General features: G+C 53.0%; 11 protein-coding genes, 2 tRNA genes and 1 other RNA gene. 8 read left to right on the plus strand and 6 right to left on the minus strand.

Features of this window, described 5'->3' with window-relative positions; translation table 11 throughout:
• Window positions 1–180 precede the first annotated feature (180 nt).
• Genes OGV83_RS14430 through narI form a run of 4 tightly spaced genes read left to right on the plus strand, consistent with a single transcriptional unit; the run spans window position 181 to window position 6,840 of the window.
• Complete coding sequence (locus tag OGV83_RS14430; RefSeq protein ID WP_012132184.1) at window positions 181–3,924, plus strand: nitrate reductase subunit alpha; 3,744 nt, start codon at window positions 181–183, stop codon at window positions 3,922–3,924.
• Complete coding sequence (gene narH / locus OGV83_RS14435) at window positions 3,921–5,456, plus strand: nitrate reductase subunit beta (RefSeq protein ID WP_012132185.1); 1,536 nt, start codon at window positions 3,921–3,923, stop codon at window positions 5,454–5,456. Before OGV83_RS14430 ends, narH begins: the two co-directional genes overlap by 4 nt.
• Window positions 5,453–6,163, plus strand: a complete 711-nt coding sequence (gene narJ / locus OGV83_RS14440; protein WP_012132186.1) for a nitrate reductase molybdenum cofactor assembly chaperone — start codon at window positions 5,453–5,455, stop codon at window positions 6,161–6,163. The genes narH and narJ overlap by 4 nt, the downstream gene beginning before the upstream one ends.
• Window positions 6,163–6,840, plus strand: a complete 678-nt coding sequence (narI, locus tag OGV83_RS14445) for a respiratory nitrate reductase subunit gamma (protein WP_012132187.1) — start codon at window positions 6,163–6,165, stop codon at window positions 6,838–6,840. The genes narJ and narI overlap by 1 nt, the downstream gene beginning before the upstream one ends.
• A gap of 199 nt (window positions 6,841–7,039) precedes the next feature.
• Here narI and OGV83_RS14450 read toward each other — a convergent pair.
• The 5 genes from OGV83_RS14450 to OGV83_RS14470 form a co-directional block, all read right to left on the minus strand.
• A non-coding RNA gene (locus tag OGV83_RS14450) (RtT sRNA) lies at window positions 7,040–7,171 on the minus strand.
• 46 nt (window positions 7,172–7,217) lie between these two features.
• A tRNA-Tyr gene (locus tag OGV83_RS14455) sits at window positions 7,218–7,302 on the minus strand.
• Window positions 7,303–7,338: 36 nt separating this feature from the next.
• Window positions 7,339–7,423 (minus strand) — tRNA-Tyr (locus OGV83_RS14460).
• Between the two features lie 158 nt (window positions 7,424–7,581).
• The gene (gene purU / locus OGV83_RS14465) at window positions 7,582–8,424 is read right to left on the minus strand and encodes a formyltetrahydrofolate deformylase (RefSeq protein ID WP_049011367.1); all 843 of its coding nucleotides are present in this window, start codon (window positions 8,422–8,424) and stop codon (window positions 7,582–7,584) included.
• Between the two features lie 52 nt (window positions 8,425–8,476).
• A complete protein-coding gene (locus tag OGV83_RS14470; protein ID WP_047464045.1) occupies window positions 8,477–8,932 on the minus strand; it encodes a YchJ family protein in 456 nt (151 codons plus the stop codon).
• Window positions 8,933–9,043: 111 nt separating this feature from the next.
• Between OGV83_RS14470 and rssA the strand changes: the two genes are divergently transcribed.
• The 3 genes from rssA (at window position 9,044) to galU (ending at window position 12,163) form a co-directional block, all read left to right on the plus strand.
• The gene (gene rssA, locus OGV83_RS14475; protein ID WP_012132192.1) at window positions 9,044–9,949 is read left to right on the plus strand and encodes a patatin-like phospholipase RssA; all 906 of its coding nucleotides are present in this window, start codon (window positions 9,044–9,046) and stop codon (window positions 9,947–9,949) included.
• 90 nt (window positions 9,950–10,039) lie between these two features.
• Window positions 10,040–11,053, plus strand: coding sequence for a two-component system response regulator RssB (gene rssB, locus OGV83_RS14480; RefSeq protein ID WP_012132193.1), 1,014 nt, complete (start codon window positions 10,040–10,042; stop codon window positions 11,051–11,053).
• Between the two features lie 201 nt (window positions 11,054–11,254).
• Complete coding sequence (gene galU, locus OGV83_RS14485) at window positions 11,255–12,163, plus strand: UTP--glucose-1-phosphate uridylyltransferase GalU (protein WP_012132194.1); 909 nt, start codon at window positions 11,255–11,257, stop codon at window positions 12,161–12,163.
• Between the two features lie 128 nt (window positions 12,164–12,291).
• Here the strand turns inward: galU and hns are convergent, their stop codons facing one another.
• Window positions 12,292–12,705, minus strand: coding sequence for a histone-like nucleoid-structuring protein H-NS (gene hns / locus OGV83_RS14490; RefSeq protein ID WP_012132196.1), 414 nt, complete (start codon window positions 12,703–12,705; stop codon window positions 12,292–12,294).
• A gap of 541 nt (window positions 12,706–13,246) precedes the next feature.
• On the opposite strand from hns, the gene tdk reads away from it, so the two are divergent.
• Complete coding sequence (gene tdk / locus OGV83_RS14495) at window positions 13,247–13,864, plus strand: thymidine kinase (RefSeq protein WP_286463868.1); 618 nt, start codon at window positions 13,247–13,249, stop codon at window positions 13,862–13,864.
• Window positions 13,865–13,916: the final 52 nt, after the last annotated feature.

Raw genomic sequence — 13,916 nt, forward strand, 5'->3', positions numbered from 1 at the left:
TATGTTGAGTGAATAAAAATCATCCTCCTTAAGGGGTATGTCAAAAAACACCCCCGATTTTCATCCCCGTCTGCCTTGATCGTTATCAATTCTGACGCCCTTTCAGAGCGTTACCTTCACAGCCAATCCAGCAATGTCGATTTATCAGAGAGCCGTCAGGCTCCAAACAGGAGAAACCCGATGAGTAAATTCCTGGACCGGTTTCGCTACTTCAAACAGAAGGGCGAAACCTTTGCCGATGGGCACGGCCAGCTTCTCGAAACAAACCGGGACTGGGAGGATGGATACCGCCAACGTTGGCAGCATGACAAAGTCGTGCGTTCAACCCACGGGGTAAACTGTACCGGCTCTTGCAGCTGGAAAATTTATGTGAAAAACGGTCTGGTCACCTGGGAAACCCAGCAGACAGACTACCCGCGCACCCGCCCGGATATGCCGAACCATGAACCTCGCGGCTGCCCGCGCGGCGCGAGCTACTCCTGGTATCTCTACAGTGCAAACCGCCTGAAATATCCGCTGATGCGTAAGCGCCTGATGAAAATGTGGCGTGATGCGAAAAAACTGCACAGCGATCCGGTAGAAGCCTGGGCTTCCATCATCGAAGACGCCGATAAAGCAAAAAGCTTCAAACAAGCGCGTGGTCGTGGTGGCTTCGTTCGTTCTTCCTGGCAGGAAGTGAACGAACTGATTGCGGCATCCAACGTTTATACCATTAAAAATTACGGTCCCGATCGCGTGGCGGGCTTCTCGCCGATTCCGGCAATGTCGATGGTCTCTTACGCATCCGGCGCGCGTTACCTGTCTCTGATCGGCGGGACTTGCCTGAGCTTCTACGACTGGTACTGCGACCTGCCGCCTGCGTCTCCGCAGACCTGGGGCGAGCAGACGGACGTACCGGAATCCGCTGACTGGTACAACTCCAGCTACATCATCGCCTGGGGCTCTAACGTTCCGCAGACCCGTACCCCGGATGCCCACTTCTTTACTGAAGTGCGTTACAAAGGCACCAAAACAGTTGCCGTTACGCCTGACTACGCTGAAATCGCCAAGCTGTGCGACCTGTGGCTGGCGCCGAAGCAGGGGACTGACGCCGCGATGGCGCTGGCGATGGGCCACGTTATGCTGCGTGAATTCCACCTTGATAACCCGAGCCAGTATTTCACCGATTACGTCCGTCGCTATACCGACATGCCGATGCTGGTGATGCTTGAAGAACGCGATGGTTACTATGCCGCTGGCCGTATGCTGCGCGCCGCCGATCTTATTGACGCGCTGGGTCAGGAAAACAACCCGGAATGGAAAACCGTTGCCATCAACACCCGCGGCGATATGGTTGCGCCGAACGGTTCTATTGGCTTCCGTTGGGGTGAGAAAGGCAAATGGAACCTCGAACAGCGTGACGGTACGTCAGGCGAGGAAACCGAACTGCAACTCAGCCTGCTGGGTAGCCAGGACGATATCGCAGAAGTGGGCTTCCCGTACTTTGGCGGTGAAGGCACTGAACACTTCAACAAAGTCGAGTTGCAAAACGTTCTGCTGCACAAGCTGCCGGTGAAACGCCTGCAACTGGCAGACGGAACCACCGCGCTGGTGACTACCGTTTACGATCTGACGATGGCGAACTATGGCCTGGAACGCGGTCTGAACGACGAAAACTGCGCAACCAGCTACGACGACATTAAAGCCTATACTCCGGCGTGGGCAGAGCAGATAACCGGCGTACCGCGTGCGCAAATCACCCGTATCGCCCGTGAATTTGCGGATAACGCCGATAAGACGCATGGTCGTTCAATGATCATCGTCGGCGCCGGCCTGAACCACTGGTATCACCTCGATATGAACTATCGTGGGCTTATCAACATGCTGGTGTTCTGCGGCTGTATCGGTCAGAGCGGCGGCGGCTGGGCGCACTATGTCGGCCAGGAAAAACTGCGTCCGCAGACTGGCTGGCAGCCGCTGGCGTTTGCTCTTGACTGGCAGCGTCCGGCGCGTCACATGAACAGCACCTCCTATTTCTATAACCACTCCAGCCAGTGGCGCTACGAGACGGTTACCGCGCAGGAACTGCTGTCGCCAATGGCGGATAAATCCCGCTACAGCGGTCATCTGATCGACTTCAACGTGCGTGCTGAACGCATGGGCTGGCTGCCGTCTGCGCCGCAGCTGGGCACCAACCCGCTGTACATCGCGCGTGAAGCGGAAAAAGCCGGGATGACGGCGGTGGATTACACCGTGAAATCGCTGAAAGAAGGCTCGATTCGTTTTGCGGCGGAACAGCCAGAAAACGGGAAAAACCACCCGCGTAACCTGTTTATCTGGCGCTCGAACCTGCTGGGTTCATCCGGTAAAGGGCATGAGTACATGCTGAAGTACCTGCTGGGTACGGAAAACGGTATTCAGGGCAAAGATCTGGGTATGCAGGGCGGCGTGAAGCCGGAAGAAGTGGAATGGCAGGATAACGGTCTTGACGGCAAACTGGACCTGGTGGTGACGCTGGACTTCCGTCTGTCGAGCACCTGCCTGTACTCCGACATCGTGCTGCCGACCGCGACCTGGTATGAAAAAGACGACATGAATACCTCGGATATGCATCCGTTTATTCACCCGTTGTCTGCCGCCGTTGACCCGGCCTGGGAATCGAAAAGCGACTGGGAAATCTATAAAGGCATCGCGAAGAAATTCTCTGAAGTCTGCGTGGGACACCTTGGCAAAGAAACCGATGTGGTGACGCTGCCGATTCAGCATGACTCCGCTGCCGAACTGGCGCAGCCGCTGGACGTGAAAGACTGGAAAAAAGGCGAGTGCGACCTGATCCCAGGTAAAACCGCGCCGCACATCATTCCGGTGGAACGCGACTACCCGGCGACGTATGAGCGCTTTACCTCTATCGGCCCGCTGATGGAGAAAATCGGCAACGGTGGCAAAGGCATCGCCTGGAACACTCAGAGCGAAATGGATTTGCTGCGCAAGCTCAATTACACCAAAGCTGAAGGCCCGGCAAAAGGCCAGCCGATGCTGAATACCGCGATTGATGCCGCCGAGATGATCCTCACGCTGGCGCCGGAAACTAACGGCCACGTAGCGGTGAAAGCCTGGGCGGCGCTGAGTGAGTTCACCGGTCGCGACCATACGCATCTGGCGACCAATAAAGAAGAAGAGAAAATCCGCTTCCGCGATATTCAGGCGCAGCCGCGTAAGATTATCTCCAGCCCGACCTGGTCTGGCCTGGAAGATGAACACGTCTCTTACAACGCCGGTTATACCAACGTTCACGAGCTGATTCCGTGGCGTACGCTGTCTGGCCGCCAGTCTTTGTATCAGGATCATCAGTGGATGCGTGACTTTGGCGAAAGCCTGCTGGTTTACCGTCCGCCAATCGACACGCGTTCAGTGAAAGCGGTGATGGGTGAGAAATCTAACGGCAACCCGGAAAAAGCGCTCAACTTCCTGACGCCGCACCAGAAGTGGGGTATCCACTCTACCTACAGCGACAACCTGCTGATGCTGACGCTGTCGCGCGGTGGGCCGATTGTCTGGATGAGCGAAACCGATGCCAAAGATCTGGGTATTGAAGATAACGACTGGATCGAGGTCTTTAACAGCAACGGTGCGCTGACGGCACGCGCGGTGGTAAGCCAGCGTGTTCCGGCCGGGATGACCATGATGTACCACGCGCAGGAACGTATCGTTAACCTGCCGGGTTCAGAAATTACCCAGCAGCGCGGCGGTATTCACAACTCGGTAACCCGTATCACGCCGAAGCCGACCCACATGATCGGCGGCTATGCGCAGCTGGCCTACGGCTTTAACTACTACGGTACGGTCGGTTCAAACCGTGATGAGTTTGTTGTGGTGCGTAAGATGAAGAACATTAACTGGTTGGATGGCGAAGGCAATGACCAGGTACAGGAGAGCGTAAAATGAAAATTCGTTCACAAGTCGGCATGGTGCTGAATCTCGATAAATGCATCGGCTGCCACACCTGTTCAGTGACCTGTAAAAACGTCTGGACCAGCCGTGAAGGTATGGAATACGCCTGGTTCAATAACGTGGAAAGTAAGCCAGGCGTCGGTTTCCCGAACGACTGGGAAAATCAGGAAAAATGGAAAGGCGGCTGGGTCCGTAAAATTAACGGCAAACTGCAACCTCGCATGGGCAACCGCGCGATGCTGCTGGGTAAAATCTTCGCTAACCCGCATCTGCCAGGCATTGATGATTACTACGAGCCGTTTGATTACGACTACCAGAACCTGCATACCGCGCCGGAAAGCAAGCATCAGCCGATTGCGCGCCCGCGCTCGCTGATCACCGGTCAGCGGATGAACAAAATCACCAGCGGTCCGAACTGGGAAGAAATTCTGGGCGGCGAATTTGAAAAACGCGCCAAAGACCAGAACTTCGAAAACATGCAGAAGGCGATGTACGGCCAGTTCGAAAACACCTTCATGATGTATCTGCCGCGCCTGTGCGAGCACTGCCTCAACCCGGCGTGCGTGGCGACCTGCCCGAGCGGCGCCATCTACAAGCGTGAAGAGGACGGCATCGTCCTGATTGATCAGGACAAATGCCGCGGCTGGCGTATGTGCATCACCGGTTGCCCGTACAAGAAGATCTACTTCAACTGGAAGAGCGGGAAGTCCGAGAAGTGTATTTTCTGCTATCCGCGTATTGAAGCGGGTCAACCGACCGTATGTTCCGAAACCTGCGTGGGTCGTATCCGTTACCTTGGCGTGCTGCTGTATGACGCCGATGCGATTGAAAGCGCAGCCAGCACCGAGAACGAGAAAGATCTGTATCAGCGCCAACTGGATGTGTTCCTCGATCCGAACGATCCGGCGGTCATTGAACAAGCGCTGAAAGACGGCGTTCCGCAGAGCGTTATCGATGCGGCGCAGCAGTCCCCGGTTTACAAAATGGCGATGGACTGGAAGCTGGCGCTGCCGCTGCACCCGGAATACCGTACGCTGCCGATGGTCTGGTACGTGCCGCCGCTGTCACCGATTCAGTCTGCGGCGGACGCCGGCGAACTGGGCAGCAACGGCATCCTGCCGGACGTGGAAAGCCTGCGTATTCCGGTTCAGTACCTGGCGAACCTACTGACCGCAGGCGATACCCAGCCGGTACTGCTGGCGCTGAAACGTATGCTGGCGATGCGTCACTACAAACGTGCGGAAACCGTTGACGGTAAACTGGATACCCGCGCGCTGGAAGAGGTGGGTCTGAGCGAAGCGCAGGCGCAGGAAATGTACCGTTACCTGGCAATTGCGAACTATGAAGACCGTTTCGTTATCCCTAGCAGCCATCGTGAGCTGGCGCGTGAGGCGTTCCCGGAGAAAAGCGGTTGCGGCTTTACGTTCGGCGATGGTTGCCACGGTTCAGATACCAAATTCAACCTGTTCAACAGCCGCCGCATTGATGCCATCGATGTGAGCAGCAAAACGGAGCCGCACCAATGATTGAACTCGTCATTGTTTCGCGTCTGCTCGAGTACCCGGATGCTGCCTTATGGCAGCATCAACAGGAACTTTTCGATGCACTCGCGTCATCCGAAAACCTGGATAAAGAAGATGCCCAGAGTCTGGCGGTTTTCCTGCGCGATCTCACTGCGCAGGAGATGCTGGATGTACAGGCAAGCTACAGCGAACTGTTTGATCGCGGTCGCGCCACGTCGCTGTTGCTGTTTGAGCATGTTCATGGCGAATCCCGCGATCGCGGCCAGGCAATGGTCGATTTGATGGCGCAGTACGAGCAGCACGGCCTGCAACTCGACAGTCGTGAGTTGCCTGACCATTTGCCGCTGTATCTGGAGTATCTGGCGCAGTTGCCGAAAAACGACGCGCTTGGCGGCTTGCAGGACATCGCGCCGATTCTGGCGTTGCTGGGCGCACGTCTGCAACAGCGGGAAAGTCGCTATGCGGTGCTGTTCGATCTGCTGCTGAAGCTGGCTAATACCGTTATCGACAGCGACAAAGTGGCAGAGAAAATTGCGGATGAAGTCCGTGACGATACCCCGCAAGCACTGGATGCCGTCTGGGAAGAAGAACAGGTGAAATTCTTTGCTGAGCAGGGTTGCGGCGAGTCGGAGATTTCCGCTCACCAGCGTCGTTTTGCCGGGGCTGTCGCTCCGCAATATTTGAATATCACCACCGGAGGACAGCAATAATGCACTTCCTGAATATGTTCTTCTTTGATATCTATCCGTACATTGCCGGGTCAGTGTTCCTGATTGGCAGCTGGCTGCGCTATGACTACGGTCAGTACACCTGGCGTGCGGCTTCCAGCCAGATGCTGGATCGCAAAGGGATGAACCTGGCTTCGAACCTGTTCCACTTCGGTATTCTGGGGATCTTCGCGGGTCACTTCCTGGGGATGCTGACGCCGCACTGGATGTACGAAGCGTTCCTGCCGATTGAAGTGAAGCAGAAAATGGCGATGATTGCCGGCGGCGCCTGTGGCGTGATGACGCTGGTCGGTGGTGTACTGCTGCTCAAACGCCGTCTGTTCAGCCCACGCGTGCGTGCAACGACCACGGGAGCGGATATTTTGATCCTTTCTCTGCTGGTAATTCAGTGCGCGCTGGGACTGCTGACTATTCCGTTCTCTGCGCAACATATGGACGGTAGCGAAATGATGAAACTGGTGGGATGGGCACAATCTGTGGTGACGTTCCACGGCGGCGCGTCTGAGCATTTAGAGGGCGTAGCGTTCATTTTCCGCCTACACCTGGTGCTGGGGATGACGTTGTTCCTGCTGTTCCCGTTCTCGCGCCTGGTTCACATCTGGAGCGCGCCGGTCGAGTACCTGACGCGTAAATACCAGGTCGTGCGTGCCCGTCGCTGATACGGCTTTGCGTGCGGCTAAACCCTGCTTCGGCAGGGTTTTTTTATGCCTGTCTGCCGGATGGCGGCTGCGCCTTATCCGGCCTACGATCGGACATAACATGTGGTTATGTGATCATGTAGGCCCGGTAAACGGAGTGCCACCGGGCAAAATATGGAGTACAGGAATTTAATTTGGCTGGGGTGCAACAGATAAGTAATGGTGGTGGGGGAAGGATTACTCGGCGCGTTGCGCCTCGCCCTTCGGGTCGTTGCCTTCGGCAACGCTTTCTCGCTTCCGCTCGAATCGAACCTTAGTCGAAGCTTCTCATCCTTCCCCGTGAGGACAGAATATAAGGCAAGGTTATTAAAAGTAGTTTGTGTGCTTTCAGGAAGTAATGGTGGTGGGGGAAGGATTCGAACCTTCGAAGTCGATGACGGCAGATTTACAATCTGCTCCCTTTGGCCACTCGGGAACCCCACCAGGGGTAATTCAAATTGTAGAGGTCTTGCGAAGAGATGGTGGTGGGGGAAGGATTCGAACCTTCGAAGTCGATGACGGCAGATTTACAGTCTGCTCCCTTTGGCCACTCGGGAACCCCACCACGGGGTAATGCTTTGTACTGGCCTGCTTCCTGTTGGGAAGCGGGGCGCATCATATCAAATGACACGCCGCTGTAAAGCATTCCTTTGCTTAAAATGAACTGTTTGCGTACTTTTCATCCGTAACGGAGTAAAGCTAATCAATTCATATCGTTGACGATTACAGAATGATGGTGCGGTTCCCGTAAACAAACACACGCTGGGCCAGCACCTTATACAATGCGCGGCTTAACACATTCTTTTCAACATCACGCCCTGCACGCATCATATCCTCAGCCGTATAGGTGTGATCGACATGAATTACGTCCTGCATAATGATCGGGCCTTCGTCCAGATTATCGTTCACGTAGTGCGCGGTAGCGCCGATAATTTTCACGCCACGCTCATAAGCCTGATGGTAAGGACGTGCGCCAATAAAAGCCGGCAGGAACGAATGGTGAATATTGATAATCTTATTCGGGAAGCGGGAAACGAATTCCGGCGTCAGGACGCGCATATACTTAGCCAGCACGACATAATCAGGCTGGTGCGCATCAATGGCGTCCGCCATCTGTTTATCGTGCTCGTCGCGCGTTAACCCTTCGTGGCTGACCAGCTCGAAAGGAATATCGAAACGTTCAACCAGAGGTCGCAGGGTTTCGTGGTTGCCGATTACGGCGGAAATCTCAACGTCGAGCCCGCCATAGTTGGCTTTCATTAACAGATCGCCCAGACAATGCGCTTCTTTGGTGACCAGAATGACGACGCGGCGACGCCCGGCAGGATTTAACTCGCGTACCGAACCTTCCGGTAATGCGCTGTCGAGATCGGCAAGCAGCGTGACATCATTAAAAATGCCTTCCAACTCTGTGCGCATAAAGAAGCGCCCGGTCCGGTGGTCAACAAATTCGTTGTTTTGCACGATATTGAGTTCGTGCTTGTAGCAGATATTTGTAATACGCGCGATGAGGCCCTTCTGATCGGGGCAGATAGTGCGCAGAACTTTTCGTTGTAGTGAATGCATTACCGGGTAAATCCTGTTTAATGTGTTTGCTGTATCAGCACTGTCAGGCGTTTTAGCCGCAGCACTTTTTAAATTTTTTGCCGGACCCGCAGGGGCAGGGATCGTTTCGACCAAACTGGGGGCGCGTACCGTCAATATAGTACCACTGACCGTTTTCTTTTAAGAAACGCGAACGTTCAATAATCGCGCCGGGTATTCCCTGTTCGATAAAACGGGCCACAAAACTAACATACCCTGTGTTTTCCGCGTCTGACCCGCTCTCTTCAAAAATGGTCAACCCAAGCCACTCAGTATGGGCGAACCCCGCGACAATATCGTCCCGAAAGGCGGTTGCACCACACGCGGGGTGCCAGGTTCTAATCAGGTAATTTGCGTCTTTCATCACAAAAGCGCAGTAGCGAGAACGCATGAGATGTGACGGATCGGGTGCAACTCGCTCACCGGACACAATAGGGCCGCAACATAGGCTATACTCGACAGCGCTACCGCAGGGACAAAGCTGAGACACAATCATCTCCCTGGATAAAAAAAACGGCGTACAAACGCCAGGGTAGCGCTATGTTAACCGAGTGGTGACGATGTTGCTACGTCTGGAAGCCAGGGGAAGTTTTTACGTACGATGAGAAAAATTAAAATAGGGCTGGCGCTAGGTTCCGGCGCCGCAAGAGGATGGTCGCATATTGGTGTCATCAAAGCCCTGAAACACATGGGCATTGATATCGATATCGTGGCGGGATGTTCAATTGGTTCGCTGGTTGGCGCCGCATACGCCTGCAATAAACTGCCCGCGCTTGAACAGTGGGTGTGTTCGTTCAGTTACTGGGATGTCCTGCGCCTGATGGATCTCTCCTGGCGCAGAGGAGGGTTGCTGCGCGGCGAGCGCGTCTTCAATCAGTACCGGAACGTTATGCCGGTACTGGATTTTGAACAATGCACCCGACGTTTTGGTACGGTGGCGACCAACCTGAGTACAGGGCGAGAATTGTGGTTTACCGAAGGCGACCTGCACCTTGCGGTTCGCGCGTCTTGCAGTATGCCAGGCCTGATGTCTCCGGTGGCGCATAACGGCTACTGGCTGGTGGATGGCGCCGTCGTTAACCCTGTTCCTGTCTCTCTGACGCGTGCGATGGGCGCCGATATTGTTATTGCGGTCGATCTTCAGCACGATGCGCACCTCATGCAGCAAGATCTTCTGTCTTTGAATGTCAGCAATGATAACGACGAGAGTGATGATTCGCTCTCCTGGCATGCGCGTTTGAAAGAGCGCCTCAGCAGCATGACTTCACGCCGTGCGGTCACCGCACCAACGGCGATGGAGATTATGACAACGTCCATTCAGGTGCTGGAAAACCGCCTTAAACGCAACCGAATGGCAGGCGACCCGCCGGATATTCTGATTCAACCGTTCTGTCCGCAAATATCCACGTTGGACTTCCACCGTGCCAGTGCCGCTATTGCTGCGGGACAACTGGCGGTAGAGAAAAAGATGGACGAACTTTTGCCTTTGGTGCGTACCGACGTTTAACGCACCTTTTATACACACTTAAGCAAATTCTGACAGGCGCGAGCGGCAATAGCATGCCACTATTTACTAAAGCCAGTCAGGGGAGAAAACATGACGCAGCCATTGGTCGGAAAACAGATTCTTATTGTGGAGGACGAGCCTGTATTTCGCTCGCTTCTGGATTCGTGGTTTTCCTCTTTGGGAGCGACAACGGCACTGGCGGGCGATGGTCTTGACGCCCTGGAGTTACTGGGAAGTTTTACGCCTGATCTGATGATCTGCGATCTTGCGATGCCAAGGATGAACGGTCTCAAACTGGTAGAGCATTTACGTAATCGGGGCGATCAGACCCCCATTCTGGTTATCTCGGCGACAGAAAATATGGCAGATATCGCCAAAGCGCTGCGACTGGGCGTTGAGGACGTCCTGCTAAAGCCAGTGAAAGATCTCAATCGTCTGCGGGAAACCGTTTTCGCCTGCCTCTATCCCAATATGTTTAACTCTCGGGTTGAAGAAGAAGAACGCCTGTTTCGGGACTGGGATGCGATGGTTGATAACCCGGTGGCGGCAGCAAAGCTGTTGCAGGAGTTGCAACCTCCGGTTCAGCAGGTTATCTCGCATTGCCGAATCAATTACCGCCAACTTGTTGCGGCAGACAAACCCGGTCTGGTGCTGGATATTGCGCCGCTGTCTGATAACGATCTCGCTTTTTATTGCCTCGACGTGACGCGGGCAGGGGATAATGGTGTACTGGCCGCGTTATTACTGCGGGCGCTATTTAATGGCTTATTGCAGGAACAGCTCGCTCATCAGAATCAGCGTTTGCCGGAACTGGGGGCGTTATTGAAACAGGTCAATCATCTGCTTCGGCAGGCGAATTTGCCGGGACAGTTTCCGCTATTAGTGGGTTATTACCACAGCGGTCTTAAAAATTTGATACTGGTTTCAGCAGGCCTGAATGCGACGTTAAATACCGGTTCTCACCAGGTACAGATCAGTAATGGCGTTCCGCTGGGCACATTGGGCAATACCTACCTGAACCAATTAAGCCAACGCTGCGAGTCATGGCAGTGCCAAATTTGGGGCGCGGGCGGGCGTTTGCGTCTTATGTTGTCTGCGGAATGAGCAAATGAAAAGGCAAAGTGAAATTGATTTACCCGCCTTTCTCTGTGGGTGCTACTATCAGCGCCAGATTATACGTATTTGTCTTAATTATACTAACACGCGTCCTTTTCGGAACTGAGGCTTGTACCAGTGCTGATATACTCGGATGCGATACAGATTGATGAACACGTTCAATACATGAACAGTCCAGGAGATTTTTAAATGGCTGCCCTAAATTCGAAAGTCAAAAAAGCCGTTATCCCGGTCGCGGGATTAGGAACCAGGATGTTACCGGCGACGAAAGCGATCCCGAAAGAGATGCTGCCGCTGGTTGATAAGCCATTAATTCAGTATGTCGTGAATGAATGTATTGCTGCGGGCATCACTGAAATTGTGCTGGTGACGCACTCTTCCAAAAACTCGATCGAAAACCATTTCGATACCAGCTTCGAGCTGGAAGCTATGCTGGAAAAACGTGTTAAGCGTCAGCTGCTGGAAGAGGTGCAATCTATTTGCCCTCCGCACGTAACGATTATGCAGGTGCGTCAGGGGCTGGCGAAAGGCCTGGGTCATGCCGTATTGTGCGCGCATCCTGTTGTTGGTAATGAGCCCGTCGCGGTGATTCTGCCAGACGTTATTCTGGATGAATACGAATCCGATCTGTCTCAGGATAACCTTGCTGAAATGATTCGTCGTTTTGACGAAACCGGCTGTAGCCAGATTATGGTTGAGCCTGTTGAAGATGTTACCGCATACGGCGTTGTTGATTGCAAGGGCGCGGCGCTGGCACCGGGCGAAAGCGTGCCGATGGTTGGCGTTGTAGAGAAGCCGAAAGCGGATGTCGCGCCGTCTAATCTCGCGGTAGTTGGCCGTTATGTCCTGAGCGCGGACATCTGGCCTCTGCTGGCGAAAACCCCTCCGGGAGCGGGCGACGAAATTCAGCTGACCGACGCGATTGATATGCTGATCGAAAAAGAAACGGTCGAAGCCTACCATATGAAGGGCAAAAGCCACGACTGCGGTAATAAATTAGGTTACATGCAGGCGTTCGTTGAATATGGCATCCGTCATAATTCTCTGGGCGCTGAATTTAAAGCATGGCTTGAAGACGAACTGGGTATTAAGAAGTAAGCGGTATAATCTGAAAGGCGCGGCGCTGTTTAACAGCGCCGTTTTTTTTTGCCCCGAACAGACGAGGTATGAGGGAAGGGCAAAAAAAATCCCGCCACTGGCGGGATTTTAAGCAAACATATTCCGAATTATCCCTTGATCAGGAAATCGTCCAGTTGTTTACCTTGTTCTTCCATCGCTTTTTTGATCACTGCCGGTGTACGACCCTGGCCAGTCCAGGTTTTCGTTTCACCGTTTTCATCAACGTAGCTATATTTAGCCGGACGAGCAGCGCGTTTAGCTTTAGTGCCAGATTTAACGGCAGCCATGCTATTCAGCAGTTCGTTCGGATCAATACCGTCGGCAATCAGCATTTCACGATATTGTTGCAGTTTACGGGTACGCTCTTCAACTTCAGCTGCGGCGGCGCTTTCTTCTTCGCGACGCTCGTTAACAACAACTTCTAATTTTTCCAGCATTTCTTCAAGCGTTTCCAGGGTACATTCTCTTGCCTGTGCACGAAGAGTACGGATGTTGTTCAGAATTTTAAGTGCTTCGCTCATTGTAGTAATCTCAAACTTATATTGGGGGTGGTTTGTTGAGCTAATAATAGAGCGATAAATTCAGATGTGCAATAGCCTGGAATGTAAGGAATTCAAAATTGCTCTTTATTAAGTACAGATATTAATTATCCCATCTTAAATTTTTCTTGAAGAACCGCACAAAAAAGAGCTTATTGGCAACGAGGTTACTCCTGGCATAACGTTAAAATTCCAGGATTTTAGTCACATTTTATCAGGGTGGAATAGGCTGTCATTGCAGTAATTTCAACCTTTTGTATTAGTTTCCCTTACGGGAAAGTCCTAATACGTTGCCACATTTATGAGGAAGCGTAACAATAAGTATGAGCGTCCGGTAATGCGATGAGATGATAAGCAGCATTGATGAATATCTTAGGCACAATTTGTGAAGGAATGTGTATAACCGAACGATGTTTGCTCAATTCTTTATACCGGCGGCGTGACGAGGCGCCCCCGACATGCCGGTAAATTATGATACAATCCCGCCCAATCTTTATTTCAGCCAGGTGAGGGCCAGCTGCCAATGGCACAGCTATATTTCTACTATTCGGCAATGAATGCGGGTAAGTCGACTGCATTGCTGCAATCTTCATACAATTATCAGGAACGCGGGATGCGTACCGTTGTATATACAGCGGAAATTGATGACCGCTTCGGCGCCGGTAAAGTCAGTTCGCGTATCGGTCTCTCCTCGCCAGCAAAATTGTTTAACCAAAATTCATCGTTGTTTGAAGAGATTCGCACCGAGAATGCGCAACAGACAATACATTGCGTTCTGGTTGATGAGTGTCAGTTTTTGACTCGCCAGCAGGTGTACGAATTATCTGAGGTTGTTGACCAACTGGATATTCCGGTGTTGTGTTACGGACTGCGTACTGATTTTCGTGGCGAGTTATTTGGCGGCAGCCAATACTTACTCGCGTGGTCAGATAAACTCGTCGAATTAAAGACAATCTGTTTCTGTGGCCGTAAGGCAAGCATGGTATTGCGTCTTGATCAGGCTGGCAGACCTTATAATGAAGGGGAGCAGGTTGTGATTGGTGGGAACGAGCGTTATGTCTCCGTATGCCGCAAGCATTACAAAGAAGCCCTTGCCGAAGGCTCCCTGACGTCGACTCAGGAGAAACACCGCCACGCGTGATTGCGTGCGTTCTGTAGGCCTGATAAGGCGCTTGCGCCGCCATCAGGCAAAA

This window comes from Citrobacter sp. CK189, from assembly GCF_030333505.1.
GTDB classification, from domain to species: Bacteria; Pseudomonadota; Gammaproteobacteria; order Enterobacterales; family Enterobacteriaceae; genus Citrobacter_B; species Citrobacter_B koseri.